General features: G+C 61.0%; 17 protein-coding genes and 1 pseudogene. 10 read left to right on the forward strand and 8 right to left on the reverse strand.

Features of this window, described 5'->3' with window-relative positions:
• Positions 1-24 precede the first annotated feature (24 nt).
• Positions 25-456: pseudogene (locus tag HBH25_RS23675) on the forward strand (methyl-accepting chemotaxis protein); the annotation flags it as partial.
• On the opposite strand, the gene HBH25_RS04010 reads toward HBH25_RS23675, so the two are convergent.
• The gene (locus HBH25_RS04010) at positions 453-1,583 is read right to left on the reverse strand and encodes a GNAT family N-acetyltransferase (RefSeq protein ID WP_168081786.1); all 1,131 of its coding nucleotides are present in this window, start codon (positions 1,581-1,583) and stop codon (positions 453-455) included. The pseudogene HBH25_RS23675 and the gene HBH25_RS04010 overlap by 4 nt on opposite strands.
• 303 nt (positions 1,584-1,886) lie before the next feature.
• Between HBH25_RS04010 and HBH25_RS04015 the strand changes: the two genes are divergently transcribed.
• Both HBH25_RS04015 and HBH25_RS04020 read left to right on the forward strand, forming a co-directional pair.
• Complete coding sequence (locus tag HBH25_RS04015) at positions 1,887-3,173, forward strand: putative porin (protein ID WP_168081788.1); 1,287 nt, start codon at positions 1,887-1,889, stop codon at positions 3,171-3,173.
• Between the two features lie 130 nt (positions 3,174-3,303).
• The gene (locus HBH25_RS04020) at positions 3,304-4,074 is read left to right on the forward strand and encodes a class I SAM-dependent methyltransferase (RefSeq protein ID WP_168081790.1); all 771 of its coding nucleotides are present in this window, start codon (positions 3,304-3,306) and stop codon (positions 4,072-4,074) included.
• A gap of 42 nt (positions 4,075-4,116) precedes the next feature.
• Here HBH25_RS04020 and HBH25_RS04025 read toward each other — a convergent pair whose 3' ends face one another.
• The 4 genes from HBH25_RS04025 to HBH25_RS04040 form a co-directional block, all read right to left on the reverse strand.
• The gene (locus tag HBH25_RS04025; protein WP_168081792.1) at positions 4,117-5,238 is read right to left on the reverse strand and encodes a beta-ketoacyl-ACP synthase III; all 1,122 of its coding nucleotides are present in this window, start codon (positions 5,236-5,238) and stop codon (positions 4,117-4,119) included.
• 80 nt (positions 5,239-5,318) lie between these two features.
• Positions 5,319-9,230, reverse strand: coding sequence for an ATP-dependent RNA helicase HrpA (hrpA, locus tag HBH25_RS04030; protein WP_168081794.1), 3,912 nt, complete (start codon positions 9,228-9,230; stop codon positions 5,319-5,321).
• A gap of 116 nt (positions 9,231-9,346) precedes the next feature.
• Positions 9,347-11,044, reverse strand: a complete 1,698-nt coding sequence (fadD1, locus tag HBH25_RS04035; RefSeq protein ID WP_168081796.1) for a long-chain-fatty-acid--CoA ligase FadD1 — start codon at positions 11,042-11,044, stop codon at positions 9,347-9,349.
• A gap of 174 nt (positions 11,045-11,218) precedes the next feature.
• Positions 11,219-12,946, reverse strand: a complete 1,728-nt coding sequence (locus HBH25_RS04040) for a long-chain-fatty-acid--CoA ligase (RefSeq protein ID WP_168081798.1) — start codon at positions 12,944-12,946, stop codon at positions 11,219-11,221.
• Positions 12,947-13,121: 175 nt separating this feature from the next.
• Between HBH25_RS04040 and HBH25_RS04045 the strand changes: the two genes are divergently transcribed.
• Complete coding sequence (locus HBH25_RS04045) at positions 13,122-13,592, forward strand: MaoC family dehydratase (RefSeq protein ID WP_168081800.1); 471 nt, start codon at positions 13,122-13,124, stop codon at positions 13,590-13,592.
• 134 nt (positions 13,593-13,726) lie between these two features.
• On the opposite strand, the gene HBH25_RS04050 is transcribed toward HBH25_RS04045, so the two are convergent.
• Both HBH25_RS04050 and HBH25_RS04055 read right to left on the reverse strand, forming a co-directional pair.
• Positions 13,727-13,891: a hypothetical protein gene (locus tag HBH25_RS04050; RefSeq protein WP_168081494.1), complete on the reverse strand. Its 165-nt coding sequence runs from the start codon at positions 13,889-13,891 to the stop codon at positions 13,727-13,729.
• Between the two features lie 52 nt (positions 13,892-13,943).
• Positions 13,944-14,270, reverse strand: coding sequence for an aspartate-semialdehyde dehydrogenase (locus HBH25_RS04055; RefSeq protein ID WP_168081802.1), 327 nt, complete (start codon positions 14,268-14,270; stop codon positions 13,944-13,946).
• 208 nt (positions 14,271-14,478) lie between these two features.
• Between HBH25_RS04055 and rapA the strand changes: the two genes are divergently transcribed.
• The gene (rapA, locus tag HBH25_RS04060) at positions 14,479-17,319 is read left to right on the forward strand and encodes an RNA polymerase-associated protein RapA (protein ID WP_168081804.1); all 2,841 of its coding nucleotides are present in this window, start codon (positions 14,479-14,481) and stop codon (positions 17,317-17,319) included.
• An 839-nt stretch (positions 17,320-18,158) separates the two neighbouring features.
• On the opposite strand, the gene HBH25_RS04065 is transcribed toward rapA, so the two are convergent.
• Positions 18,159-18,464: a DUF2288 domain-containing protein gene (locus HBH25_RS04065; protein ID WP_168081806.1), complete on the reverse strand. Its 306-nt coding sequence runs from the start codon at positions 18,462-18,464 to the stop codon at positions 18,159-18,161.
• A 358-nt stretch (positions 18,465-18,822) separates the two neighbouring features.
• Between HBH25_RS04065 and HBH25_RS04070 the strand changes: the two genes are divergently transcribed.
• The 5 genes from HBH25_RS04070 (at position 18,823) to HBH25_RS04090 (ending at position 23,795) form a co-directional block, all read left to right on the forward strand.
• Positions 18,823-19,938: a branched-chain amino acid ABC transporter substrate-binding protein gene (locus HBH25_RS04070; protein ID WP_168081808.1), complete on the forward strand. Its 1,116-nt coding sequence runs from the start codon at positions 18,823-18,825 to the stop codon at positions 19,936-19,938.
• 216 nt (positions 19,939-20,154) lie between these two features.
• On the forward strand, positions 20,155-21,078 hold the full coding sequence (gene livH, locus HBH25_RS04075) for a high-affinity branched-chain amino acid ABC transporter permease LivH (protein ID WP_168081810.1): 924 nt from the start codon (positions 20,155-20,157) through the stop codon (positions 21,076-21,078).
• Positions 21,075-22,328 carry a high-affinity branched-chain amino acid ABC transporter permease LivM gene (locus HBH25_RS04080; RefSeq protein WP_168081812.1) on the forward strand — a complete coding sequence of 418 codons (1,254 nt, stop codon included), beginning with the start codon at positions 21,075-21,077 and terminating at the stop codon, positions 22,326-22,328. Before livH ends, HBH25_RS04080 begins: the two co-directional genes overlap by 4 nt.
• Positions 22,325-23,092: a high-affinity branched-chain amino acid ABC transporter ATP-binding protein LivG gene (gene livG, locus HBH25_RS04085; RefSeq protein WP_168081814.1), complete on the forward strand. Its 768-nt coding sequence runs from the start codon at positions 22,325-22,327 to the stop codon at positions 23,090-23,092. The genes HBH25_RS04080 and livG overlap by 4 nt, the downstream gene beginning before the upstream one ends.
• 1 nt (position 23,093) lies before the next feature.
• The gene (locus tag HBH25_RS04090) at positions 23,094-23,795 is read left to right on the forward strand and encodes an ABC transporter ATP-binding protein (RefSeq protein ID WP_168081816.1); all 702 of its coding nucleotides are present in this window, start codon (positions 23,094-23,096) and stop codon (positions 23,793-23,795) included.
• The last annotated feature ends 95 nt before the right edge of the window (positions 23,796-23,890 follow it).

Genomic DNA, 23,890 nt, shown 5'->3' on the forward strand with positions numbered 1-23,890 from the left:
GTAGTGCAGCAGACCGTTGCCGTGATGAACGGCTTGGCACGGCAGATGGAAGAAGCGGCTGCAGGCATTCAGGCCCTGGACCAGCAGAGCCAGGTTATCAGCACCATCATCAAGACCATCAGCGGCATTGCCGAGCAAACCAATTTGCTGGCGCTCAACGCAGCCATTGAGGCGGCACGTGCGGGAGAACAAGGGCGTGGTTTTGCGGTTGTCGCCGATGAAGTCCGCCAGTTGGCTTCACGTACCACCCAAGCCACGGCTGAAATCGCCGGCGTGGTGCAGAAGAACCAGAAGCTGGCGTCCGATGCAGTGGGCGTTATCGCCACGGGCCAGCAGCAGGCCCAGGCCGGCATGGAACTGGCCGGCCAGGCCGGCAGCGTTATTGTGGAAATCCAGGATGGTGCGCAAAAGGTGGTGAGTGCAGTGCAGCAGTTTGCAACCCAACTCGGGCACTAATTGCTATCCGCTTGCCGGTAAGGCAACGCGCCACGCGCCTCCAGGGCGTACTGCATGATGCCCTCGCGTTCACCGTCCAGATATTCGGCCACCGCGTCCCGAAGGCCTGTGTGCATCAGGTAATGCCAGGACCGGGTAATGACCGGTTCGAAGCCCCGGATCAGCTTGTGCTCACCCTGCGCGCCGGCATCGAAGCGCGACAGCCCCAAGGCAATGGCCTGGTCCATGCCTTGGTAGAAACAGGTTTCGAAATGCAGCCGGTCGAACTCCGCCAGGCAGCCCCAGTAGCGGCCGTATAACGTCTGCCCGTCCATTAGGCAGAAGGCCATGGCCACAGGCCGGCCGCGCTGGTGGGCAAACACCACGCGAATGGCGTCTGGCATGCGCTCGGCCAGCAGGCTGAAAAACGCGCGCTCCAGGTACGGCGCCTGGCCACGTACTTCATAGGTATTGGCATAGCAGGCGTAGACAAAGTCCCAGTGAGCCTCGCCAAGCTCACGGCCTTCCAGCCACTGAAACTCAAAGCCTTGCGCCGCCACCTGCTCGCGCTCCTTGCGCATCTGCTTGCGCTTGCGTGAGTTGAGGGTATCGAGAAAATCCTGGAAATCCCGGTAGCCCCGGTTGTGCCAATGGTATTGGCAACCTAGCCGTTCAAGCCAGCCCGGCTCCTGGGCAAGCAGGTGATCGACCCCAGCCTCGGTGAAATTCACATGGGCGCCAGAGTAGCCCGCCGTTGCCAGGTGCTCGGGGATTGCCCGTAGCAGGGCCAGGCCGTGCGCCGGGTCGCCGAGCACACGCTGGCCGGTCACTGGGCTGAACGGTACTGCACACAACAGTTTGGGATAGTACGCCAGCCCGGCACGGCGGCAGGCGTCGGCCCAGCCATGGTCGAACACATACTCGCCATAGGAGTGGCTTTTTCGGTAGGCCGGCATGGCGGCACGTAGCACCCCTTTGTGCCACCACAACAGGTGCTCGGCGCGCCAGCCGGTGCCGCGGCCCACGCTGCCGCTGTCTTCCAGGCTGCTGAGAAAGCCGTGACGCAGAAAAGGCTGGGCATCGGTCAGCAACCCATCCCAGGCCTGCGGCGGCACCTCTGCCAGGCAGGTTGCAATCTGTATGGTCATGAATCGATCCCCAAGGTGCAGTAGCTATCCATAGTGCTGAAAAATGCACGGGTTTTACAGCTCAGGCTACCAACGGCGTGATCCAGCATAGTGGCAAGGCGCCTGCCGTCAGCGTGCAACCCCTTTTCCAGAGCGGCTCGCACCGCTTCGCTTGTCATCAACCTGCCATGTGGCTGCCACTCACCTGTCACACCCCCTCGCAATACTTGCGCCTGTTTTCGAAGACGGGGCTCAACCCCGCTGCCGTCCTGATCGGACCTGCCTTGGGATGACCACGTCCCGCTCTTAACCAGGGAGTAACTTATGCGTCTTGTTTCAACACGAACCGGTGCCGGCGCCTGCGCAGCCCTGCTGCTGGCAGCCAGCCTGCCCGCCTCGGCGGCCGTCGATGAAAAGCTGCTGGAAATGCTCCGCGCTAACGGTTCGATCAGTGGCAGCCAATACGCCGAACTCAAGGGCGAGCTGGATCGCGACAGGCAAGCGCAGCAACAGCAGCAGGTCGCAGCAGCCCAGGCCAAGAAAGAAGAGCTGTCTGCCTTTGAACAGAAAGTGGCATGGGCGTCGAAAACCCAGATAAAAGGCGACGTTCGCCTGCGCTACGAAGATCAGAACACCGATGGTGCTGCCAGCAACAGTGGCAAGGACACCGACCGCCAGCGCGTACGCGCCCGCTTTGGGGTGTACAGCCAGATCAACCCACAAGTGGACGCAGGCATTCGCCTGGCCACGGGGAGCAGCAGCGATGCACGCTCTACCAATGAAAACCTGGACAACTATTTCGTCAAGAAGAGCTCCTGGGTAGACCTGGCCTACCTGGACTGGCACCCCACGGCCCTGCCAGACCTGCACCTGGTGGGTGGCAAGATGACCCAGCAGTGGGTGAACATGGGTGATGTGATCTGGGATGGCGACATCAACCCGGAAGGCGTTTCTGCCGCTTACAAGCGTTCGATCGGCGGCGGCAACGAGTTGTTCGGCAGCGCGGGCTACTACAACCTCAAAGACAACGTAGACGGCGAAGGTGTGCAGTTCCGCCACGACCTACGCATGTACGCAGGGCAGTTGGGCGGCCGGTTCGGCCTTACCGATAACCTGAAACTGACCGTCGGTGGCAGCGTGTACGGCTTCGACGGTGACGGTGACGATACCGCCGGATCGGGCAAGCTATCGGTGAACGGCAACACCGCCGCCGAACAATTCAAGCTGTACGAAGGCTTCGCCCAGATGGACATCACCGGCATGGTGATCCCCCTGGCCGTGTATGGCCAATACGTGAAGAACGCAGACGCCAGCGACGACGCCGACAGTGCCTGGTTGGTGGGCGCCAAGACCAAGGTCTTCGACAAGTGGAGCCTGGATTACAACTACCGCGACGTTCAGCGTAATGCGGTGGTGGGCGCCTTCACCGATTCTGATTTCGGCGGCGGCTTCACCGGCGCGCGGGGCCACAAGCTGAAAGTGTCCTACGACATCGACAAGAACTTTGCCTTGGGCGCAACCTACTTCATGGCCGAGTCCGACACCTATGTCACCAACCGTACCGACACGGACGTCGATACCCTTCAAGTGGACTTGGAAGCGAAGTTCTAAGGGTGCTGTGACCTGTTTGCTGCAGCCCATTGCGCGGAGGCCTGTTCCCGGTCTCCGCCTTCGGCTGCGCCCGGTCCCACAGACGAACCTGGACTATACTGCACCCTCCACAACGATAGGTGCTTGCTCCATGTCGTCTGTCCACAACGCTGCACTAAAGGGTTATTCGGCAGAGGCGCAGCGGTATACCCAGGGCCGCCCAGACTACCCCGAGGGGCTGAGCACCTGGCTCAGCCACACGATGAACATTACCCCACAGGCTCGTGTGGTCGACCTGGGCGCAGGTACGGGAAAGTTTACCCGTCTGCTGACACCGCTCAGCGATCACGTGGTCGCCATTGAACCGGTGGAGGCCATGCGCCAGGCTTTTATACAAAGCTTCCCGGATATTGAGGTAGCCCCCGGTACCGCACAAGCCCTTCCCTTGCCGGACAGCAACGTCGATGCCGTACTGTGTGCCCAGGCTTTTCACTGGTTTGCCGAACGAAAAGCCCTTGAAGAGATTCACAGGGTGCTCAAGCCGGAAGGGCGGCTGGGGCTGGTGTGGAATGTGCGTGATGAGTCGGTGGACTGGGTAGCGGAGATCACGCGGATTATCACGCCGTACGAGGGTGATACACCGAGGTTTCATACAGGGAAGTGGCTAGCGCCGTTCGATGGAACACTTTTTTCCGCCCCCGAACCCACGTGCTTCGGCTACACCCATGCGGGTACAGCCGAAACCGTCATCATGAACCGCTTTCTGTCGGTCAGCTTTATTGCCAGCCTGCCTGCTGCTGATAACGCCGCAGTCGCACAACAGTTACGCGAACTGATTCATGATCACCCAGCATTGGCGGGCCGGGCGACCATCGAGTTCCCTTACCAGACGCAGGCGTACGCGTGCCAACGCCTGGGTTAAGGGCCTCACCTGCGTGTCGGCATCATAGCGCCAACACGTGTTTCAACGCTTGCGCAGGATCACGCTGCCAATGGAGTAACCGGCGCCAAACGAACTCAGCACGCCCAGGGCGCCTTGGGGCAGGTCATCCTGGTGTTTGTGCAGGGCAATCACCGAACCGGCAGAGCTGGTATTGGCGTAGGTATCAAGAATCACCGGCGCTTCGTCTGCCGTAGCATCGCGCCCCAGCAGTTTTTTCACGATCAGCTGGTTCATGCTCAGGTTCGCCTGATGCAGCCAGAACCGTGACACCCGGCTGACTTCGATGTCGTTTTCTTCCAGGTGTTTGCCCACCAGCTCAGCCACCATGGGGCACACTTCGCGGAATACTTTGCGGCCTTCCTGCACGAACAGTTTGTCCTGTGCCAGGGCGCCCTCTTCCGCTGCCCGGTTGAGGAAGCCGAAGTTGTTGCGAATGTTGTTTGAGAACTGCGTGATCAGCTTGGTGCTGACCACGTCGAACTGGTACGGCGAAGTGGCCAGGTCCGCCCGCTCCACCAGCACGGCGGTAGCGGCGTCACCAAAGATAAAATGGCTATCGCGATCGCGGAAGTTCAGATGGCCCGTACAGATCTCTGGGCTGACCACCAGCACCGCACGGGCCTGGCCCAGCTGAACAGCGTTGGCGGCTGCCTGAATGCCGAAGGTGGCGGACGAGCAGGCCACGTTCATGTCGAAACCAAACCCTTGGATACCCAAGGCCTGTTGCACCTCGATCGCCACGGCTGGGTAAGGCCGTTGCAGGTTGGAACAGGCCACGATGACTGCATCTACATCGGCGGCCGTACGCCCTGCTCGGTCCAATGCCTGCCGGGCTGCCGCCGTGGCCATTTCACACAGAATCGATGGCTCGTCATTGCTGCGCTCGGGCAAGCGCGGCACCATGCGTTGCGGGTCCAGGATACCGGCCTTGTCCATCACGAAACGGCTTTTGATGCCAGACGCTTTCTCGATGAAAGCCGCATTGGACTCCGCGAGGGGCTCCTGCTCGCCCCGGTCGATGACCTCGGCATGTGCGGCATTGTGCTGGTGCACCCAGGTATTGAACGATGCCACCAGCTCTTCATTGGTAATGCTGTGGGGCGGTGTGAACAGCCCGGTACCGCTGATAACGACGTTGTACACGTTCGTTCCTCTGAATAGGGGCGCCTATGAGGCGAAGCCCGCAGATTTTGCCACACTTGGCACGAACGTGCCCATTGGCATCAGGCTTCTACCAATGCCCACTGCTTGGCCAGGCGCTTGTCTGAAATCGGCACTTTCGTGCCCAGCTGCTGGGCGAAGAGCGATACCCGGTACTCCTCAAGCCACCAGCGGTACACCGCCAGCTCAGGGTCGCGCTTGCCCTCCTGGGCGTGCTTGACAGCACGTGCCTGGTACTGCGCCCACAACTCGCCCAGTTCGCCGCTCCAGACACGATCACGTTGCACCTGAGTGCCTACTTTCTCCAGGCGAAGCTCGATACCCTTGAGGTAGCGTGGCAGTTCTTTAAGCCACTGGGCCGGTGTTTCCCGAACGAACCCAGGGTAGACCAGCCCGGCCAGTTGCTGCTTGATGTCGTTGAGTGCAACGGCCTGAGCCAGGTCGATACGGCCCTTGAAACGCTTCTGCAAGCCGTGCCACAAGGTCAGGATCTCCAGTACCAGGCGCGCCAACCGCTCGGCATGCTCAGCCCAGCTACCGCGCTTGCGTTCGGCCAGGCTGGCCAGCCCAGCGCCTTCGCGCGGCAGGTTGGCCTCCCCCTCCAGCACGCAGCTGTCCAGGCTGGCCAGCAATATGTCTTCGACCAAGGCCTCGATACGCCCCAGGTCCCGGTACAACAGGCCCATCTGGGTTTGCCCTGGTAGCTTGCTGCGCAGGAAACGCGCCGGCTCTGCCAATTGCTGCAACAGCAAGCGTTGCAGGGCGCGCCGGTGTTGATAGTCGGCTTCGGCTGCCGTGGAAAACCGGCCTTCGCGCACTTCGCCCTGCTCCTCCACCAAGGCCGGATAGACCGTGAGCTGAAGGCCGGCGACGTTATGCCGCGCGGTTTCGGCCACAGAGGCAAAGGCTTTGGGCTGCACCGGCCCGGACGCCTGGGTAGCCGCAGGCATGGCCAGTGCCGCCTGCCCGGCCTCAGCGAAACGTGCGGTGAGGGTGCCCAGGTCGCGGCCTTCCCCCAGGAACTTACCCTGGGCGTCCACCACTTCAAGGTTCATGCGCAGGTGGCCTTCCAACTGGCGCTCGGCGTCGGCCCAGTCCTCTTCGCTCACACGGGCGCCCGTCATGCGGGTAAGCTCAGCGCCCAGTGCCTGAGGTAACGAACCCTGGCCGAAGACCATGCGCGCCAGCGCGGCTTTTATGAAGTCTGGCACCGGTACGAAATTCTTGCGTACGGCCTTGGGCAGGTTACGCACGAGGGCCACGCAGCGGGCCTCGATCAACCCCGGCACCAGCCAGGCCAGGCGCTCGGCCGGTAGCGTGTTGAGCAAAGGTGCTGGCACCCGCAGGGTCACGCCATCACGGGCATTGCCCGGCTCGAAATGATAGGTGAGGGGCAAGGCCAGGTCACCCAGGTGCAGCGTATCGGGGTACAGGGCTGCCGTGACTTCGCTAGCCTCACGGGCCAGTACATCCTCCTCCCGCATAATCAGCAGGTTCGGGTTTTTCTGGCTGTGAACGCGATACCAGCTGTCGAAGGTGGCGGTCTGGTGGATCTCTGCAGGCAGCCGGGCTTCGTAGAAGTTATAGAGTGTTTCTTCATCGGCCAGGATGTCGCGGCGGCGAGCCTTGGCTTCCAACTCGTCCAGGCGCTCCAGCAAGTGGCGGTTGGCCGTCAGGCACCGCGCACGAGACTGGATCTCCCCGCGCACCAGGCCTTCGCGGATAAACAGCTCCCGGGAAGCGACAGGGTCGATCGGCCCGAAATGAACCGGGCGGCGGCCAATGATAATCAGGCCATAGAGCGTGATCTGCTCGAAGGCCACCACCTGGCCCCGCTTCTTTTCCCAGTGGGGCTCGAAATGGTTGCGTTTGATCAAGTGCTCAGCCAACGGCTCCAGCCACTGGGCATCGATCTTGGCGACCATGCGGGCGTACAGCTTGGTGGTTTCCACCAGCTCGGCGGCCATCAACCATTGGGGCCGCTTGCGCCCGATGCCACTGGACGGGTGAACCCAGAATCGCCGTTGCCGTGCCCCCAGGTAGTCCCCCTCTTCCGTTTTCTGCCCTATCTGGCTCAGTAAGCCGGACAGAATAGCCTTGTGCAGCTTGACGTAGTCGGCCGGCTCCGGGTTGACTGGCAATTGCAGGTCGCGGCAGATCAGCGCCAATTGGCGGTGCGCGTCGCGCCACTCGCGCAAGCGCAAGTAATTGAGGAACTGTTTGCGGCACCAGTTGCGCAACGGGTTGCTGCCCAGCGACTGACGCTGCTCCTCAAAACCGTTCCACAGGTTCACCAGCCCGGCAAAGTCGGAATCCACGTCCTTCCATTGAGCATGGGCCTGGTCGGCAGCTTGCTGACGCTCTGGCGGGCGCTCGCGAGGGTCTTGTACGGACAGTGCGCTGGCCACGATCAGCACCTCGGCCAGGCTGCCCTGCTGGGCGCCCTCCAGCAGCATGCGCGCCAGGCGCGGGTCTACAGGCAGGCGGGCCAACTGGCGGCCCAGCGGCGTGAGCTGGTTTTCGCGGTTGACCGCGCGCAGTTCCTGCAACAGGTTGAAGCCATCGCTGACGGCCTTGCCGTCCGGTGGCTCGATAAAGGGGAAGGCATCGATGGCACCCAGCCGCAGGTGCAGCATCTGCAGAATCACCGCTGCCAAGTTAGTGCGAAGAATTTCCGGGTCGGTGAAGGCCGGCCGTGCGTTGAAATCCTCCTCGCTGTACAGGCGCACACACAGCCCTGGCTCAACGCGGCCGCAGCGGCCCTTGCGCTGGTTGGCGCTGGCCTGGGACACCGCTTCGATAGGTAACCGCTGTACCTTGGCGCGGTAGCTGTAGCGGCTGATGCGCGCCGTACCGGTGTCAATCACATAGCGAATGCCCGGTACGGTCAGGGACGTTTCGGCCACGTTGGTTGCAAGCACTACGCGCCGACCAGGGTGGGACTGGAAAATGCGCTGCTGCTCGGCCGGTGACAGCCGCGCATACAGCGGCAGTATTTCGGTATGGCGTAGCTGGGCCTTGCGAAGGAACTCAGCCGCATCGCGGATCTCTCGCTCACCCGGCAGGAACACCAGCACGTCCCCTGGGCTTTTCCGATCCTGGCGTTCCAGCTCGGCAAACTCTTCGAGCGCGGCGAGAATGCCCTGGTCCATGCTCAGGTCTTCTTCCACCGTATTGCCGTCTTCGTCCTGCTCGCCCACCAGCGGGCGATACCATACGTCTACCGGAAAAGTGCGGCCTGATACTTCGATCACGGGGGCGCCGTCGAAGTGCTGGGAAAAGCGCTCCAGGTCGATGGTGGCCGAGGTGATGATGACTTTCAGGTCCGGGCGGCGTGGCAGCAGGGTTTTGAGGTAGCCCAGCAGGAAGTCGATGTTCAGGCTGCGCTCATGGGCCTCGTCCACAATGATAGTGTCGTAGCGCTCAAGGAAACGGTCGTGCTGTGTTTCCGCCAGCAAGATGCCGTCTGTCATCAGCTTTACCAGGCTGCTGGCGCTGCTCTGGTCCTCGAAACGTACCTGATAGCCCACCAGGCTGCCCAGGGGCGTACCCAGTTCCTCGGCCACTCGGGTTGCCACGCTACGGGCGGCAATCCGGCGCGGCTGGGTATGGGCAATCAGCCCCGCCTGCCCACGCCCCAGTTCCAAGCAGATTTTGGGCAACTGAGTGGTTTTGCCGGACCCGGTTTCGCCCGCAATGATCACCACTTGATGCTTGGCGATAAGCGCCTTGATCTCGTCGCGCTTGGCAGCAATCGGCAGCTGATCGTCGTAGCGAATGGTCGGTACGCTGGCACGCCGCGCTGCTACAACAGCGCAAGACGCTTCATAGCGTTCCAGCCAACGGGCCAGCTTGGCCTCGTCGGGTGCTTTACGCAGCTCGTGCAATTGCCGCCGCAGGCGATGGCGGTCGGCGGTCTGGGCCAGGTCAAGGTTGCGCAACAGGGTATCGAGGGACGGCGTGGGTTCGGTCATCAGTGTGGCCCGGGCGGGCACGGTAGAAAATGTGACCGGGATTGTCGCAGATTTGCCAGAGTTTGGGGGCGCCTGCAGGGGCGCCGGCAGATGAGCCGGCGCGTCGCCCTTATGCCTCAAGCGGTTTTCTTGAGCCCCAGCTTTTTCAGCTCTTCGTCACGCAACTCGCGACGCAGGATCTTGCCAACGTTCGTGGTGGGTAAACTGTCGCGGAACTCAACGGTTTTAGGCACCTTGTAGCCGGTCATGTTGGCGCGCATATGGTCCATCACCTGATCACGTGTAACGGTCATGCCAGGCTTGACTACCACGAACACCTTGATGGTCTCGCCGGATTTTTCATCCGGGATACCAATGGCTGCACACTGCAGAACGCCGGGCAAGGTGACCAGCACGTCTTCGAGCTCGTTGGGGTACACATTGAAACCAGACACCAGGATCATGTCCTTCTTGCGGTCCACGATCCGGATGTAGCCGTCTGGCTGAATGACCGCGATATCGCCGGTCTTGAGCCAACCGTCGGCATCCAGCATCTCTGCCGTGGCTTCCGGGCGCTCCCAGTACCCTTTCATCACCTGCGGGCCTTTCACGCACAGCTCCCCGGCTTCTCCAAAGCCCAGTTCGCGCCCACTGTCGTCGATGACACGGCAAAGCGTGGAACAGACAGGAATGCCGATGGTGCCGATTTGAATGCCTTGCTTAGGGTTGACCGTGGCCACGGGGCTGGTTTCGGTCATGCCATAGCCTTCGCAAATGGAGCAGCCCGTGGTTTCACGCCAACGCTCGGCTACCGCCGATTGCAATGCCATGCCACCAGAAAGCGTGAGCTTGAGCGCAGAGAAGTCCAGCTTGCGGAAGTCAGCGTTGTTGCACAGGGCAACGAACAGCGTGTTAAGCCCCACGAACCCACTGAATTTCCACTTGCCCAGCTCTTTGACCATGGCCGACAGGTCACGCGGGTTACTGATAAGCACATTGTGGTTGCCCATCAGCATCATGGCCATGCAGTGGAAGGTGAACGCATAGATGTGGTACAGCGGCAGGGGTGTAATCAGCACTTCGCTGCCTTCTGCCAGGTTCGACCCCATCAGCGCCTTGCACTGCAGCATGTTGGCCACCAGGTTGCGGTGGGTGAGCATGGCGCCCTTGGCCACGCCTGTTGTACCGCCAGTGTATTGCAGCACGGCCACTTCGCCACTGCTGGGCGATACCTCTTTGACGGCGACGCCACGGCCCAAGGCAAGGGCCTGGTTGAACCGTACTGCACCCGGAATATGGTAGGGCGGGACCATTTTCTTGACGTACCGCACCACGCTGTTGACCAACAGCCGCTTGACCGGCGGCAGCAGGTCGGCCACTTCGGTCACGATCACATGACGCACGGCGGTCTTGGGTACGACTGCCTGGGCAAGGTGAGCCATGTTCGCCAGGCACACCAATGCCTTGGCACCGGAATCCTTGAACTGATGTTCCATTTCCCGCGCCGTGTACAGCGGGTTGGTGTTGACCACGATCAGCCCGGCCCGTATCGCGCCGAACACGGCGACCGGGTATTGCAGCACATTGGGCAGTTGCACGGCGATGCGGTCGCCTGGCACCAGGTCCGTATGCTGCTGCAACCAGGCCGCAAAGGCACCGGACAGCGTGTACAGGTCACCGTAGGTAAGCGTCTGGCCCAGGTTGCTGAACGCAGGTTTGTGGGCGAACCGCTGGCACGACTGCTGGAGCACGGCCTGGATATTAGGGTACGCATCTGGATCGATCTCGGCGGGAATGCCCGGCGGGTACTTGTCTGCCCAGAAATTGTCGGCCATGAAAACCCTGCTCCTCGTGCGGCGAGATCACCGCAGTCGATGCGGTTCTTATAGATATGGTGAAAAGCGGGCCGAGATTATCAGCTTTGGGAAAAACCGCCTAGAGCCAGACCCCAGGCAAAGGTCATATTGAACACTCGATAACCGCCATCAGTCACGTTTAGTGTAATTACTCTAAACCTGGCAATTCTTCTCCGCGTGCCCTTCTGAAGCGTAGGCTTCCTCTCGTAGTGCACGGCGCAGTATTTTTCCCACAGGTGTCATGGGCAAGGCGTCCCGTATCACAACCTGCCTGGGCACCTTGTACGGTGCAAGGTTGTCACGGCACCAGTGGCTGAGGGCTGCCACCTCCAGGCCCTTGGCCCGCGGCACCACGAATAGCCGTATGGCCTCCCCCGTACGTTCGTCAGGTACGCCGATCGCTGCGCAGTTGAGCACCTCAGGGTGGGCCATCACTACCTCCTCCACTTCGTTGGGGTACACGTTGAAGCCGGACACAATGATCATGTCTTTCTTGCGGTCCACAATGCGCACAAAACCGTCAGGGTCGATGATTGCAATGTCGCCGGTTTTCAGCCAGCCTTCGCCGTCCAGGGTCTGCGCCGTTTCTTCTGGGCGCTGCCAGTAACCTTTCATCACCTGGGGCCCTCGCACGCATAGCTCGCCGGCCTCACCCAAGGGGAGCGCCTGGCCCTGCTCGTCGATAACCTTTAGCGCCGTACCTACCACGGGTAGGCCCACTGTACCCAGGCGCGCCCCACTACCGTAGGGGTTGGTGCACACCACCGGCGAGGTTTCTGTCAGGCCGTAGCCTTCGGTGATTCGGCAACCCGTAAGCGCTTCCCACCGTTGCGCGGTCGCCTTCACCAGTGCCGTGCCACCCGAGTTCGTGACCTTGAGTGCGGAAAGATCCAGCCTCGCGAACCCCGGATGATCCATCAGCGCCACGAACAAGGTGTTCAACCCAACGAAAGACGTGAACCGCCAACGGCCCAGCACCTTGATAAAGGCAGGAATGTCGCGTGGGTTGGTGATGAGCACGTTGTGATTGCCGGTGACCATCAGGCAGAGGCAATGCGCCGTAAAGGCGTAGATATGGTAAAGCGGGAGCGGCGCAATGGCAGTTTCCTGGCCTTCACGCACCAGCGGTTGGCCATCGGCACCTGATTGGCTAAAGCACGCCTGCACTTGCTGCATATTTGCAAGCAGGTTGCCATGGGTCAGCATCGCGCCTTTGGCCACGCCGGTGGTACCGCCGGTGTACTGCAATACAGCAGTGTCTTCCCGGCACAGGGCAACAGGCGTGACAGCGCCCTTGCGGCCCAGCTTCAGCGCCTGAGTGTAGCCAATGGCCTGGGGCAGATGATAGTGGGGGACCTGCTTTTTCAACCTTGCCACCGCCAGGTTCACCAGCCAGCCTTGGGCGGGCGACAGCAGGTCGCCCATTTTGGCTTCAATCAGGTAGTCCATGGGCGTGTCGGCGACCACCTGTTGAACGCGGTCGCCAAACAGGTTCAAGTAAACCAGGGCCCGAGCACCCGAATCCTTGAACTGATGGCGCATTTCCCGCGTGGTGTACAGCGGGTTGGTGTTCACAACGATCAGCCCTGCGCAGAGGGCGCCGAACACAGCGACAGGGTACTGAAGCACATTGGGCAGTTGGACAGCGATGCGGTCGCCAGGCACCAGGTCGGTATGCCGTTGCAGCCAGGCAGCAAAGGCCTCCGCTTCGCACTTTAGTTGGCCATAGGTGAGCGTGCGCCCCAGGTTGCTGTAGGCGGGCTTGTCGGCAAAGGCGCCGCAGGCGTGCTGGAACACCTCTACTACAGAGGCCCAGGTGGTGAAATCCAGCGTGGCCGGTAAGCCTGCGGGGCGCTTGTCGGCCCAGAAGTCAGGTTGCATTGTTATTCTCCCCTGCTTGAGGCGCGGGCTTCATGCCAGCGCAGCCTTGGGGCGAAATTAGCAGCTGAGCGGACTATGGCAACTGCCAGGGTTGCGTTATTTACATCCTGAATTGAAATAGACACGTCACATGGCGATACACTAAGCGCCTTTGCGCGAACAGGATCGACCCTCCATGACCGACAGCACCAACACGCCCTATGAAGCCCTTGAAATCGGCCAGACCGCCAGTTACAGCCGTACCGTGACCGAGCGGGAAATCCAGCTGTTCGCAGAGCTTTCCGGCGACCGCAACCCGGTGCACCTGGACGCAGACTACGCTGCCAAAACCCTGTTCAAGGAGCGCATTGCCCACGGCATGATCACCGGCGCCCTGATCAGCGCGGCAGTGGCCTGCGAACTGCCTGGGCCGGGGACTATTTACCTGGGCCAGCAGATGACGTTCCAGAAGCCCGTGAAAATAGGCGACACGCTGACGGTACGCCTGGAGATCCTGGAAAAGCTGCCCAAGTTCAAGGTGCGGATTGCTACACGCGTGTTCAACCAGCATGAAGAGCTGGTGGTGGACGGGGAAGCGGACATTCTTGCGCCGCGCAAGCCGCAGACGGTAACGCTCGCAGCGCTGCCGACCATCACTGTGGGCTGATCCGCTTTCAAACAGGCAAAAAAAAGGCGGCCCAAGCCGCCCTGAATATGCCGTGCGTGCCCGAGGGCAGCGGGGTATTGCTGCCTCAGGCCTTGAAGGTTAATACCCCTTCCCGCGTTACGGCTTGATCCAGGTCAACGCTTCTTCGGTTTCTTCTTAGGCTTCTTTTTTCCGGCCATGGGCATGGCCTGCTCGAACGCATTGCGCACTTCACGCAGGCGTTTTTCATTGAGGTCGTGCTGCCGGCGTGCGCGTTCGGCAGTAAAATCCAGAAGGTTGTCGTCTTGGCTCATGGTCATGGCACGTCAGGAATGTGGTCGTATCATGGCGCGTCCCCGCCTGGCTGACCAGTCACACTTCAAGGTCTACCCACAAACCCTGGCGAGGCGGCGCCTCCATCAGGGGGACGGCAGGCACTGTATTATCAGCATTGAGCTCATCGCCCGCCAGCACCACGGCAGGCGAAGCCTGGCCATTGCGTTCCTGGCGCTTGCGCCGCTCCTCGAACGCCCGCACCAATGCCGCGGCATCCTCGCGTTCGCGATTGCGCAGGTCGATATCGGTTTCGGTGGACGCTGGCTGTGCAGGGGCCACGGGTGCAATGTCAGGTGTTGGCCGGATGGGGTCCAGTTGAGGATTTACCGGCACAAAAGGCTGCAATGTCACAGGTGGAATCATCTTTCCTCCAAGTGCCTGTCAAAGGGGCCTACCGGATCCTGAACAGGATGACGGAGCCCTGGCTGACCAAGCTATCGGCCAACCGCTGGCCAACTTGAGGCGCTTCGTCTGTGGCATTCGCCAAAGCTGGCCTACAATTGCGCAAGGCGCCTTTGGTTCTGACCGGGCGATCCGTTAGAATCCCCGGTTTTTGCAGGCGGAGTAAGGCATGGCGCAGCAGTATCAACCAGGACAACGCTGGATCAGCGACAGCGAAGCGGAACTGGGGCTGGGTACGGTCATCGCTCAGGACGGCCGCCTGCTGACAGTGCTCTACCCCTCTACCGGGGATACGCGCCAGTACGCACTGCGCAACGCCCCCCTCACCCGCGTACGGTTTTCACCCGGCGACTCGATCACGCACTTCGAGGGCTGGAAGCTGACCGTGCGCGAGGTGGAAGACGTGGATGGCCTGCTGGTGTACCACGGCTTCGATGCCCAGCACGAACCTCGTACCTTGCCGGAAACCCAGCTGTCCAACTTCATTCAGTTCCGCTTGCCCAGCGACCGCCTGTTTGCCGGGCAGATCGACCCCCTGCAATGGTTCTCGCTGCGCTATAACACCTTGCAGCACAGCAGCCGGCAGGTTCAGTCCTCGCTATGGGGCCTGGGCGGCGTACGCGCCCAACCCATTGCCCACCAGTTGCACATTGCTCGGGAAGTGGCAGACCGTATCGCACCCCGCGTCCTGCTGGCGGACGAAGTCGGCCTGGGCAAGACCATCGAAGCCGGCCTGATCATTCATCGGCAGTTGCTCAGCGGCCGTGCCAGCCGCGTGCTTATCCTGCTGCCGGAAAACCTGCAACACCAATGGCTGGTGGAAATGCGCCGCCGCTTCAACCTCGAAGTGGCTTTGTTCGATGCCGAGCGCTTCCTGGAAAGCGATGCCAGCAACCCGTTCGACGATGCCCAATTGGCCTTGGTATCCCTGGAGTGGCTGACCGAATCGGAAAAGGCCCAGGACGCCCTGTTTGCGGCAGGCTGGGACATGCTGGTGGTGGACGAAGCGCACCATCTGGTCTGGCACCCGGAAAAACCTAGCCCGGAGTACAGCCTGGTCGATCAACTGGCCCAGGTGATTCCAAGCGTGCTGCTGCTGACAGCCACCCCCGAGCAACTGGGCCTGGACAGCCACTTCGCCCGCCTGCGCTTGCTGGACCCGAACCGCTTCCATGACCTGGAAGCCTTCCGCCGGGAGAGTGAACACTACAAACCCATCGCTGAAGCAGTGCAGGAACTGCTGGAGCAGGGCCGGCTGTCCCAGGCGGCACACAAGACCATCCATGATTTCCTGGGTGCCGAGGGTGAGGCACTGCTGGGCGCGGTACAGGACGGTGACGCTGAAGCCAGTGCGCGCCTGATCCGCGAGCTGCTGGACCGCCACGGTACAGGCCGCGTGCTGTTCCGTAATACCCGTGCGGCTATCCAGGGTTTCCCCGAGCGCGAGCTGCATGCCTGTGCGCTGGACGCGCCGGTGGAATATGCCGAGTTACGCGGCCTTCAGGCGCTGCATCCGGAGCTGGTGGTAGAACCCGCACAGGGCGAAACGGACGACAACCGCTGGTGGCGCTTCGACCCACGGGTAACCTGGTTGATCGACACGCTGAAGTCGCTGAAAAAGGTCAAAGTGCTGGTGATCTGCGCACGTGCCGAAACGGCCATGGACCTGGAAGACGCGCTGCGCGTGCGCTCCGGTATTCCGGCTACCACCTTCCACGAAGGCATGAGCATTCTGGAACGTGACCGCGCGGCAGCCTACTTCGCGGACGAGGAATACGGCGCGCAAGTGCTCATCTGTTCGGAAATCGGCTCTGAAGGGCGCAACTTCCAGTTTGCTCACCACTTGGTATTGTTCGACCTGCCTGCCCACCCAGACCTGCTCGAACAACGCATTGGCCGCCTGGACCGCATCGGCCAGAAGCACGTGATTCAGTTGCACGTACCCTACCTGGCCGGCACGCCACAAGCGCGGCAGTTCCGCTGGTACCATGAAGCCCTGAACGCATTCCTTGCCACCTGCCCCACTGGCAACACGCTCCAGCACCGCTATGGCGAACAACTTCAGGCCCAGCTTGAAGGGGGTAGCGACGCAGCATTCGATGCCTTGATTCTGGAGGCCCGTGCCGAGCGCGAGAAACTGGAGGCCGAGCTGCACAGCGGCCGCGACCGGCTGCTGGAGCTTAACTCCGGTGGTGCGGGCGAGGGCCAGGCGCTGGTCGAGGCCATTGAAGAGCAAGACGATCAGTTCGCCTTGCCTATCTATATGGAAACCCTGTTCGACGCCTTCGGTATCGACAGCGAGGACCATTCGGAAAACGCCCTCATCCTCAAACCTAGTGAAAAGATGCTGGACGCCAGCTTCCCTCTCGGCGACGACGAAGGTGTGACCATCACCTATGACCGCCAACAGGCGTTGTCACGTGAAGACATGCAGTTCCTGACTTGGGAACACCCGATGGTTCAGGGTGGCATGGACCTGGTGCTGTCCGGCTCCATGGGCAACACGGCCGTAGCGCTGATCAAGAACAAGGCGCTCAAGCCCGGGACGGTATTGCTCGAACTGCTTTACGTCAGTGAAGCTGTAGCGCCAAGGGCCCTGCAACTTGGCCGCTTCCTGCCGCCTGTGGCCTTGCGCTGCCTGCTGGACGGCAATGGCAACGACCTGGCGCCACGTGTGGCCTTTGAAACCCTTAACGACCAGCTTGAAAGCGTGCCCAAGGGCAGCGCCAACAAGTTCATCCAAGCGCAGCGGGATGCACTGGGGCCCCGTATCAATGCGGCCGAGGCCAAGGTTGCGCCACGCCATGCAGAGCGCGTGGCCGAAGCGCAGCGGCGCCTGGCAGCCGAGCTGGACGAGGAAATCGCTCGCCTGACCGCCTTACGCGCCATCAACCCCAGTGTACGGGAGAGCGAGGTTCAAGCCCTGCGCGACCAGCGCGAGCAAGGCATGGAAATGCTATCGAAAGCGGCCTTGCGGCTTGAGGCGATTCGGGTATTGGTAGCCGGCTGATCTCACGGGGGCAAGGCCGGCAAATTCCCGGCCTACGCCCTCACCTTCGAACAGCCCCACAGCAGACCGCGCGTGCTTTTGTAGGCGCTGGCGCAGCCTGCGAACTGGTCCCCAGATGATAGGTACCAAGCGAGCAGTTCCCGGCCTACGCCTTCGGCTTCGACCAGTCCCACAGCAGACCGCGCGTGTTTTTGTAGGAGCTGGCGCAGCCTGCGAACTGGTCCCCAGATGATAGGTACCAAGCGGGCAGTTCCCGGCCTACGCCTTCGGCTTCGACCAGTCCCGCAGCAGACCACGCGGTTTTTGTAGGCGCTGGCGCAGCCTGCGAACTGGTCCCCAGATGATAGGTACCAAGCGAGCAGTTCCCGGCCTACGCCTTCGGCTTCGACCAGTCCCACAGCAGACCACGCGTGTTTTTTGTAGGCGCTGGCGCAGCCTGCGAAATGGTCCCCAGATCATAGGTACCAAGCGGGCAGTCCCGGCCTACGCCCTCACCTTCGAACAGCCCCACAGCAGACCGCGCGTGCTTTTGTAGGCGCTGGCGCAGCCTGCGAACTGGTCCCCAGATGATAGGTACCAAGCGAGCAGTTCCCGGCCTACGCCTCGGCTTCGAACAGCCCCACAGCAGACCACGCGGTTTTTGTAGGCGCTGGCGCAGCCTGCGAACCTGGCCCTCAGATGGCATGTACCAAGCGGCCAATTCCCGGCCTACGCCTTCGGCTTCGACCAGTCCTACAGCAGACCACGCGTGTTTTTGTAGGCGCTGGCGAAGCCTGCGAACGGGTTTCAAGCTGATAGGTACCAAGCGAGCAGTTCACGCACTCTATTAGGGCAGCCTCTCAGTTGCTTGCCCTCTCCTGGAACACAACCCAGGGTGAAACGACAACAGCCCACAATTCAGGGTCGCGCTCCAACAGGTCCGCCGCCCTGCCCTCACCCACTTTAGCGACCTCGCCAGCGTCTAGCCACGTGCTTAGCTGAGCATGATTGTTATTGGCCATGGCTTCAGCAACTGCAATCAGGTCCAACTCGGCAGCGACCCACAACAGTGCGCCGCGCGCAAAGAACGGCTGCAGTTCCTGCCAGTTGATTCTTGCCGTCTCGCCGAGCAGTTTGGCATAGAGGGTGCTTGTCTGTTGCGTCATGGGCCTGGCCTGAGAAGGAAAGTAGCGGCAATGATAGCGGCTAGCGCTTTTCTGAAAAACCTGGTTTCAACTTCACGTACCGAATAAAACACCTGTATTTCCTGGGTGTTAGCGTGATAAAAGGCACTTACTCGTCGAAAATCTGTAAGAAACTTTCATATAAGCGACATCGACGCGATGCCCGGCAACTGGCCAGCTTTTCAATGGATCAAGGGGCAAACTACACTGCCTTCGCGATACCGAGACACACTGGCCACGCCGGTCGATTATGGTGCAAACCTGCAATGGCAGGCGCAGCAGTACCGGTCCGCGGCCTGCCGCACGGACTATAAGAACTAAAACACGAGAGTGGAGCCTTATGCACAACACCAAGATGTCCAAACTGTTTGCCGCCATGGTATTGGCTGGCGCCGCCAGCTACTCGTTCGCCGCTGACACCATCAAGGTCGGCATCGCTGGCCCTAAGACCGGCCCTGTGGCCGAGTACGGTGCCATGCAATTCCGCGGTGCGCTCATGGCAGTCGACCAGATCAACGCCAAGGGCGGTGTGGACGGTAAGAAGCTTGAGGCGGTCACCTACGACGATGCCTGTGACCCCAAGCAGGCCGTAGCGGTCGCTAACAAGGTCGTCAACGATGGCGTGAAGTTCGTGGTCGGCCACCTGTGCTCCAGCTCTACCCAGCCGGCCTCGGACGTCTATGAAGACGAAGGCATCCTGATGGTCACCCCGGCAGCCACCAGCCCGGACATCACCAGCCGTGGCTACAAGCTGGTCTTCCGCACCATTGGCCTGGACAGCGCCCAGGGCCCTGCCGCCGGCAACTATATCGCTGACCACGTGAAACCCAAGATTGTGGCCGTGGTGCACGACAAGCAGCAGTACGGTGAGGGCATTGCCACCGCGGTCAAACAGACCCTGGAAGGCAAAGGCGTAAAAGTGGCCGTGTTCGAGGGCATCAATGCCGGTGACAAGGACTTCTCTTCGCTGATTGCCAAGCTCAAGCAGGCTAACGTGGACTTCGTGTACTACGGCGGCTACCACCCGGAGCTGGGTCAGATCCTGCGCCAGGCCAAGGAAAAGGGCCTGAATGCCAAGTTCATGGGCCCTGAGGGCGTCGGCAACGACTCCATCTCCCAGATTGCCGGTGAAGCCTCTGAAGGCCTGTTGGTGACCCTGCCAAAATCCTTCGACCAGGACCCAGCCAACCAGGCCCTGACCCAGGCGTTCAAGGACAAGAAAGAAGACCCAAGCGGTCCGTTCGTGTATCCGTCCTACACTGCCGTGCAGCTGATCGCCGACGGCATCACCGCCGCGAAAAGCGAAGAGCCCGAAGACGTTGCGAAGGCGCTTCACTCCGGCACCTTCAAAACCCCAATGGGCGAACTGAGCTACGACGACAAAGGCGACCTCAAGAACTTCCAGTTCGTGGTTTACGAATGGCACTACGGCAAGCCTAAGACCGAAGCGAAGTAACCCTCCCGCTACGGCCCACCAAAGCCCACTGCCCTGTGCAGTGGGCTTTGTTTTACGAGCACCGAAGCCCTTGCCGCCCTGCGGCGAGCGCTTCCCCTGAAAATCTTAAAACCGTTACATGCGGTTCACCGGACCAGACGTGGCTGAACGCACCTTCAGAGTGTTGAACCACACGGCTGCTGGGGAAATGCCAACAGGTTTTTAGGAGCGCGGCACATGCCCGACATTTATCATTACTTGCAACAGCTGATCAACGGCCTCACCGTTGGCAGTACCTACGCCCTGATCGCCATTGGCTACACCATGGTGTACGGCATCATTGGCATGATCAACTTCGCCCATGGCGAGGTGTACATGATCGGCTCCTACGTGGCGTTCATGGTCCTTGCAGGCCTGTCCATGATGGGCATCCACAGCTTGCCCGTGCTCATGATCGCCGGCTTTGCCGCCGCTATCGTGGTCACCAGCGCCTACGGCTACAGCATCGAACGCGTGGCCTATCGCCCGCTGCGCAACAGCAACCGCCTCATTCCACTGATTTCTGCGATCGGCATGTCCATCTTCCTGCAGAACGCGGTTCAGCTGTCTCAGGGGTCGGGCAACTTTGCCATCCCTAACCTGCTGCCCGGCGATGTACGCTTCGGGCCAGGTGGGTCACAGGAAGTATTGATTTCCTACATGCAGATCCTGGTCTTCGTGGTAACGGTCGCCACCATGTACGGCCTTACCCTGTTCATTTCCCGCTCGCGCATGGGGCGTGCCTGCCGTGCGTGTGCCGAAGACATGAAAATGGCCAGCCTGCTGGGCATCAACACCAACGGTGTGATTGCTCTGACGTTCGTGATCGGTGCAGCGCTGGCTGCGGTAGCCGCCATGCTGCTGAGCATGCAATACGGTGTCATCAACCCCAATGCAGGTTTCCTGGTAGGCCTGAAGGCCTTCACCGCTGCGGTACTGGGCGGCATCGGCAGTATCCCTGGCGCCATGCTGGGCGGGCTGGTGCTTGGGGTCGCCGAGGCCTTCGGTGCCGATGTGTTTGGCGACCAGTACAAAGACGTTGTCGCCTTTGGCCTGCTCGTGCTGGTGTTGCTGTTCCGCCCGACCGGCATTCTCGGTCGCCCGGAGGTTGAGAAGGTATGAGCAAATCAATCAAGTCGGCGCTGTTCAGCGCCTTGCTGGTATGGGCAGTGGCCTATCCCGTATTCGGGCTCAAGCTGGTGTTTTCAGGGGTGACCTTGCAGGTGCAGGGTGCCGATACCACAACTGTCATCGTCATTGCCCTGTGTTCGATTGCACTGTTCATTCGGGTATTGGTGGCCAGCCGTACAGCCGGCACCCCGAGTGCAGATCGCAAGCCTTGGGTGCCTGCCGGTGTCTCTTCCTGGCTGACCCTTCCCAGCACCCAACGCTGGGGCTTGGCCGCGCTGATCGTTTTGGCCTTCATATGGCCGTTCTTCGGCTCCCGTGGCGCAGTGGACATCGCTACCCTGGTGCTTATCTACGTGATGCTGGGCCTGGGCCTGAACATCGTGGTAGGCCTGGCAGGGCTACTGGACCTAGGCTACGTGGGCTTCTACGCCGTGGGCGCCTACAGCTATGCCCTGCTCTCCCACTACTATGGGCTCAGCTTCTGGGTATGCCTGCCACTGGCCGGCCTGTTCGCGGCGCTGTTCGGGTTCGTACTGGGCTTCCCCGTGCTGCGCCTGCGTGGCGACTACCTGGCTATCGTGACCCTGGGTTTTGGCGAGATCATTCGCATTTTCCTGCGCAACCTCACCAGCATCACGGGTGGCCCCAATGGTATCGGCAACATCGAAAAGCCTACGCTGTTCGGCTTGAGCTTCGAGCGTCGCGCGGCCGAAGGCGCTCAAACCTTCCACCAGTATTTCGGGCTGGACTACAACCCGGCAGACAAAGTGGTATTCCTCTACCTGATTGCCCTGCTGCTGGCGCTGGCGGCTTTGTTTGTGATCAATCGCTTGCTTCGCATGCCTATTGGCCGGGCCTGGGAAGCCTTGCGCGAGGATGAAATCGCCTGCCGTGCCCTGGGCCTGAACCCCACGGTGATCAAGCTCTCAGCATTTACGCTGGGTGCAGCCTTCGCGGGCTTTGCCGGCAGCTTCTTCGCCGCCCGGCAGGGGCTGGTCACACCCGAGTCATTCACCTTTATCGAATCGGCGATCATTCTGGCCATTGTGGTACTGGGCGGCATGGGGTCGCAGCTGGGCGTGATCCTGGCAGCGATCGTCATGATCCTGCTACCGGAGCTGATGCGTGAGTTCAGCGACTACCGCATGTTGATGTTCGGCGCCTTGATGGTGCTGATGATGGTATGGCGCCCGCAAGGGCTGCTGCCCATGCAACGCCCTCACATGGAGCTGGGCCGATGAACCGTGAAATATTGAAGGTTGACGGCCTGTCCATGCGTTTCGGCGGGCTTTTGGCGGTCAATGGCGTGGCCTTGACTGTCAAAGAAAAGGAAGTGGTCTCCCTGATCGGCCCCAACGGCGCCGGCAAAACCACCGTATTCAATTGCCTAACGGGCTTCTACAAGCCCAGCGGCGGGACCATCCTGCTGGACGGCGAAGCCGTGCAAGGGCTGCCTGGCCATGTGATTGCACGCAAGGGCGTGGTGCGCACCTTCCAGAACGTGCGGTTGTTCAAGGACATGACCGCCGTGGAAAACCTGCTGATCGCCCAGCACCGCCACCTCAATACCGGCTTTTTGGCGGGCCTGTTCAAGACCCCGGCCTTCCGCCGAAGCGAACGCGAGGCCATGGCGTACGCCGAGCACTGGCTTGAGCGGGTGAACCTCAAGGACGTAGCCAACCGCCCCGCCGGCACCCTTGCCTACGGCCAGCAACGGCGGCTGGAAATCGCCCGTTGCATGATGACCCGCCCGCGTATTCTGATGTTGGATGAGCCAGCCGCAGGCCTTAACCCTCGGGAAACCGAAGAGCTCAAGGCGCTGATCGGTGTGCTGCGCGAGGAATACAACGCTACGGTGCTGCTGATCGAACACGACATGAAACTGGTGATGACCATCTCCGACCATATTGTGGTGATCAACCAAGGTACGCCCTTGGCCGATGGCACGCCTGAACAGATCCGGGACAACCCTGATGTGATCAAAGCCTACCTGGGGGAAGCCTGAGATGCTGCAGTTTGAAAACGTATCGACCTTCTATGGCAAGATTCAGGCCTTGCACAGCGTGAATGTGGAGATCAATCAGGGCGAGATCGTCACCCTGATCGGCGCCAACGGCGCAGGCAAGTCCACCTTGCTGATGACGTTGTGCGGCTCGCCACGAGCGCATTCGGGCAGTATTCGCTACCTGGGCGAGGAACTGGTGGGGCTGGAATCGGCGCAGATCATGCGCAAAAGCATTGCAGTAGTGCCTGAAGGCCGCCGCGTGTTCGCCCGCCTCACGGTGGAAGAGAACCTGGCCATGGGCGGCTTTTTCACGGAAAAAGCTGACTATGAAGCGCAGCTGGACACTGTGCTGGCGTTGTTCCCCCGCCTGAAGGAACGCTATGGGCAGCGCGGCGGCACCATGTCCGGCGGTGAACAACAAATGCTGGCTATCGGCCGCGCCTTGATGAGCAAGCCGAAGCTGTTGCTGCTGGACGAACCTTCATTGGGCCTGGCGCCTATCATCATTCAGCAGATCTTCGACATTATCGAACAGCTGCGACGTGATGGCGTGACGGTGTTTCTCGTGGAACAGAATGCCAACCAGGCGCTCAAGGTAGCTGACCGCGCCTATGTGCTGGAAAATGGCCGTGTGGTCATGACCGGGACGGGAGAAGCCCTGTTGACCGACCCCAAAGTGCGGGAGGCGTACCTGGGCGGATAACGCCGCAAGATTTCCGGCCGGGGCTGCGCAGCAAGGGCAGGCGGGGCAACAGTATCAGGTTGGGTACTAAATCCTCGTCGGGAACGTGCTAACTT

Origin of the sequence: Pseudomonas quercus (genome assembly GCF_012033695.1) — a bacterium.
In the GTDB taxonomy this organism is placed as follows: Bacteria; Pseudomonadota; Gammaproteobacteria; order Pseudomonadales; family Pseudomonadaceae; genus Aquipseudomonas; species Aquipseudomonas quercus.